At 61.4% G+C, this 4,288-nt stretch carries 3 protein-coding genes; all 3 read left to right on the top strand.

Annotated features, from left to right (window positions below; genetic code table 11):
- On the top strand, positions 1-1,236 hold a 1,236-nt coding region (locus GOB86_RS14785), incomplete at its 5' end, for a metallophosphoesterase family protein (RefSeq protein WP_338421538.1).
- Complete coding sequence (locus tag GOB86_RS14780; protein ID WP_165993408.1) at positions 1,233-3,854, top strand: AAA family ATPase; 2,622 nt, start codon at positions 1,233-1,235, stop codon at positions 3,852-3,854. The genes GOB86_RS14785 and GOB86_RS14780, both read left to right, overlap by 4 nt.
- A 121-nt stretch (positions 3,855-3,975) precedes the next feature.
- Positions 3,976-4,266 carry a hypothetical protein gene (locus GOB86_RS15915; protein ID WP_165993406.1) on the top strand — a complete coding sequence of 97 codons (291 nt, stop codon included), beginning with the start codon at positions 3,976-3,978 and terminating at the stop codon, positions 4,264-4,266.
- The last annotated feature ends 22 nt before the right edge of the window (positions 4,267-4,288 follow it).

The raw sequence follows: 4,288 nt of genomic DNA, 5'->3' as shown, positions 1-4,288 counted from the left end.
TGCACAACGCAGCCTGCCCGTCGCCCACATTCTCAGATGGTCAATCTTCAGACGGTCTCACCAAGCAGCCGCACAACGCTCATATATCAAATCAAAATTGCAACTGTAGTGGTAGGGGGATATATTTTGAAATTCATTCATTCTGCTGACTGGCAACTTGGAAAACCCTTTGGACGCTTCGATTCCGAAGTCCGAGCTGGACTTAGTGAGGCGCGGTTCGATGCAATCGACACACTTGGGCGCATAGCGGTCGACCACGGGGCAGAGCACGTCGTCGTTGCCGGCGACATCTTCGACACCGAAGGTCCGGAGGATCGGACGATCATTCAAGCTATATCCCGGATGAGCCGCCATAGTTGTCGCTGGTGGCTGCTCCCAGGCAACCATGATTTTGCTCGCAATGGCGGATTATGGGATCGCGTCCGTCAACGAGTAAGCGAGAACATCGTCATCTTATCGACGCCTGAGCCAGTCGAGATGAAACCCGGTGTCTGGCTGCTACCCGCCCCGCTTGAGCATCGCCACAATCTCGAAGATCCAACCGCCTGTTTCGACTTCATGGAGACGCCCGGTGCCACCCTGCGTATTGGCCTTGCACACGGTTCGATCCGCGACTTCGGCTCACAAGGTGAAACGAAGAACCAGATCGCGCCCGATCGCGCACGTCGATCGAACCTTGACTATCTGGCGCTCGGTGACTGGCATGGGACACTTCGTGTCGATAGTCGAACCTGGTATGCTGGTACGCCCGAAGTCGACCGCTTCCAGCGGGACGATCCCGGACAGGCCCTCGTCGTAGGGCTGTCGACCGATGCGGAGCCGTCCGTCACGCCGATCCGCACGGGCCGCTTCCAATGGCTTTTGCGGGACTGGATGGTCAGTGATCAGGCTGCGTTCGATGCCGAGTGCGAACTGCTTCTCGGCGCGATCGACACGCCCACAACGCTTTTGCGCCTGACACTGGCTGGCATCACCAGTCTCGGCGACCGAATTTCCATGCTGGGTCGGCTTGAAAACGATATTGGCCATCAGCTGCGGTATCTCGACGTGCGCGCGGATCATCTGGTGGGGCGGCCGAGCGAAGAAGATATTGCGAACCTGGCAGTCGAGGGCATGCTCGGGGCGGCCGCGGCGATGCTTAATATCAGGATCGAAGGCGGTGGCGAGGATGCGGCGGTCGCGAAGCGGGCCCTTGAGCGCCTCTTTGTCGAATATAGCCGGGAGAAGTCGGAATGAGCCTCGTAATTCGTCGTATCTCGGTGGAGAATTTCCGGAAATTCCGCACCCCCGTCGTGATCGAGGGGCTCACCGACGGCCTCAACGTTGTCATCGAGCCGAATGAGACGGGCAAGTCGACGCTTCTCGATGCCTTGCGCGCGGCCTTTTTCGTCCGCTTCAACACGCGCAATCAGCTGGCCCAATCCTTCGCCCCACATGGCGATTCGGTGGGTCCTGAGGTCCAGGTCGCTTTCGAAGTCGATGGCGCGCCCTGGTCGGTGACCAAGCATTTTTTGCGTAGTGCATCGGTCGAGGTCTCGGGGCCTCAGGGCCGTGCGCAAGGGGAAGAGGCCGAGGCGCGCTTGAATGCGCTGCTCGGTTCGGTCCGTGACACGAGCCGGGGCGGCGACGTCGCGACTTATGGCGCGCTCGGCTTGCTTTGGGTTGCCCAAGCCGAGGCCTTGTCCGCAACTGCGCCCGGCCAGATCGTGCGCGACACCATCACCTCCACGCTCGAGGCGGAAGTCGGGTCGATCATAGGCGGCGCTGCATATCGCCGTGTCAGGGATCGGGTCGAGGCTCAATATGATCTCTACTGGACGCCGACCGGCCATAAGCGTGGCCGGCAAATCGATGCATATGAGCGGCTCGAGGCCGCCGAGGTCGCCGCGCGCGAAGCCGCGGATCGATTGGCCACGCTGGAGCGCAGCTTCTCAGATCTCGATGCGGCTCGCGCCCGCCTGAAGATCATCCAGCGCGAGATGGCAGACAACACGGACGTGCAGACGCGTAGCAGCTTGATTGCTTCGCTCGATATCGCACGAGTGGCGGCCCAGATCCTCACTACCCGTCGTGCCGAGCAGGAAGCGGTGAACGGCAAGGTGAAGGCGCTCGCCGACGTTCGGCAGCGCCACGACGAAGCGACGCAGGCCCGGATGAAAGCGGACGCTGCGTTGACCCAGGCAAGGGAACAGCGTCTCGGAGTTGCCGACACATTGTCGGTGGCGAAGCGGAAGGTGGGGGATGCACGCACCGCACTCGATTCCGCGCGTACGGACCGTCAGGCTGCACGAATGGCCCTGGCTGAAGGCGAAGAGCGGATCCGACAAAGCCGTCGTGGTACAGCGATCCAGGCCGCGCGCCAGCGGCACGCCGACCTCCTGAAGCTCGAGGAACAACGCAGCGCCGCGAAGGCGCTCGCCGACACAGCGATCGCCCCGAAAGTGCTGACGTTGCTTGAAGAGCATGATCGCGCTGTTGCGGAAGCGCAGGCAGTGGTGAACGCCGGCGCAACCCGGATAGCGCTGAGCGGCTCAGCGGACGGAATCACGATTGATGACCAGCCCATGGCTCTCGGCGCGCGCACTCTTGATCGCGAGGTCCATATCCGTTTCGGCACCGCCGAGCTTCAGATCACGCCGCCGGTGTCTGCCGCCAGCGCCGCGGAGGTCTTGGCGTCTGCGCTTCGTAAGCGAAAAGCGACATTCGACGATCTCGGTGTCGTCGATCTTGCTGCCGCGAGAGCCAGCAACGAGATCGCCAGGGATGCCGCAGCGGATCTGCGAACACTGGAGGCGCGCATCGAATCGGCCACGCCTGCCGATGATGTCCTTCAGCTTCCCGCTGGATCCGCCGCGCTCAAACTATTCGTCGCCGAGCTCGGTACAGAAGAGGCCGTCGGGGTGGGGGGAGTTCCCGACATCGCGGAGCTCACGAAAGCGATGGAGACGGCCGATAGCGCCGCTGCCCGTGCCGAAGGGGCCCAGGACAGCGCAATCGAGGCTCTGCGTCGGGCCGAGCAGCAGGAAGCGCCGCTTGCGACGGCAGAAGCCAGAGCTGCTAGCGATGTTGCCAACGCGGTCAGCGCGCTTGAGGTGATTGAGCGGCGACCTGAATGGCCGACGCTTACCGAAGATCTGGCCAAGGCGCGCGAGCTAGCCGCCGAGGCCTCGGTCAAGGTTGAAGACGCGCTCCGCGATGCCTCTGCGCACGACGTGGCAGCTATTGCGCGCAAGATCGAATTGATCGATGCGAGGGTGCGCACGGCCGGGGAAACCCGAACGCGGCTGGAGACAGACATCGCGCGCCTCGAAGGGACAATCGAGAGCGAGGGCGGGCTCGGCCTCGCCGATCGGACAGCTGCCGCCTACGAAGAAGTCGAGGCGGCCCGTATTGCTTTTCAGCGCGTCACCGATGAAGCACAAACGCTGAAGGCACTGCGGAGCACCCTCGACGCCGCCCGTAACGAGACGTCGGCCAAATTTGTCGGTCCGGTGGCGGCGCGGGCGAAGCGTCATATCGAGCGCCTGTTGCCTGGATGCGAGCTCACTTTTTCAGAGGATCTCGGTCTTGAAAGCGTGATCCGTGCCGGCGTGAACGAAAGCTGCGCGAGCCTGTCGCGCGGCACGCAGGAGCAGCTTGCCGTCCTCACCCGGATTGCATTTGCCGATATGCTGTTGGAGGAAGGGAAGCCCGTGTCGCTGATTCTCGACGATCCGCTGGTCTATTCCGACGATGCCCGTCTCGACACGATGATCGAGATTCTGTCGGAGGCCGCGACCCGCATGCAGGTCGTCATTCTTACCTGTCGCGATCGCGCTTTCAGACATGTCGCTGGAAATCGGATCGCGTTGTGACCATGAAGTCTCCAATCGCCGATATGCGATCATCGAGAAACGGAAGAGGTCGAAAAACGGAAATTCCGAAGACGAACGAATGCGAACGCGATGTCCGCGTGGCAGATCATCGCAGGGGGTAATGGTGGCCGATCGGAGCGCAGTTTCGACAATTTCTGGCTATTTCTATCAATTCGATCGCTCGATCCTCAGCATCCTGGAGCTATCCGATGCGAATGACTCGGTGGCGATCGAATGCATCGAGGATATCGACGTCCACACCGCTACAGAAACGACCGCCGTCCAGTGCAAATATTATGAGATGGGGTGGTTGCCGTCCTCCTCGCACGGCATCGCAATGTGCCAGAATGGTCGTTGGAAGAAACGACTGCGCGAAAGGACGGCAGATGAAGGATACAGTGATAGGCGTTGATCTGGCAAAGAACATTTTCCAG

The sequence above is a fragment of the Acetobacter lambici genome (genome assembly GCF_011516885.1).
Classification (GTDB): domain Bacteria; phylum Pseudomonadota; class Alphaproteobacteria; order Acetobacterales; family Acetobacteraceae; genus Acetobacter; species Acetobacter lambici.
This window is presented reverse-complemented; position numbering and strand designations above follow the sequence as displayed.

Coding starts and splice junctions, on each gene's coding strand:
- GOB86_RS14780 (WP_165993408.1), top strand. CDS start 1,233: ATGAGCCTCGTAATTCGTCGTATCTCGGTGGAGAATTTCCGGAAATTC.
- GOB86_RS15915 (WP_165993406.1), top strand. CDS start 3,976: ATGGTGGCCGATCGGAGCGCAGTTTCGACAATTTCTGGCTATTTCTAT.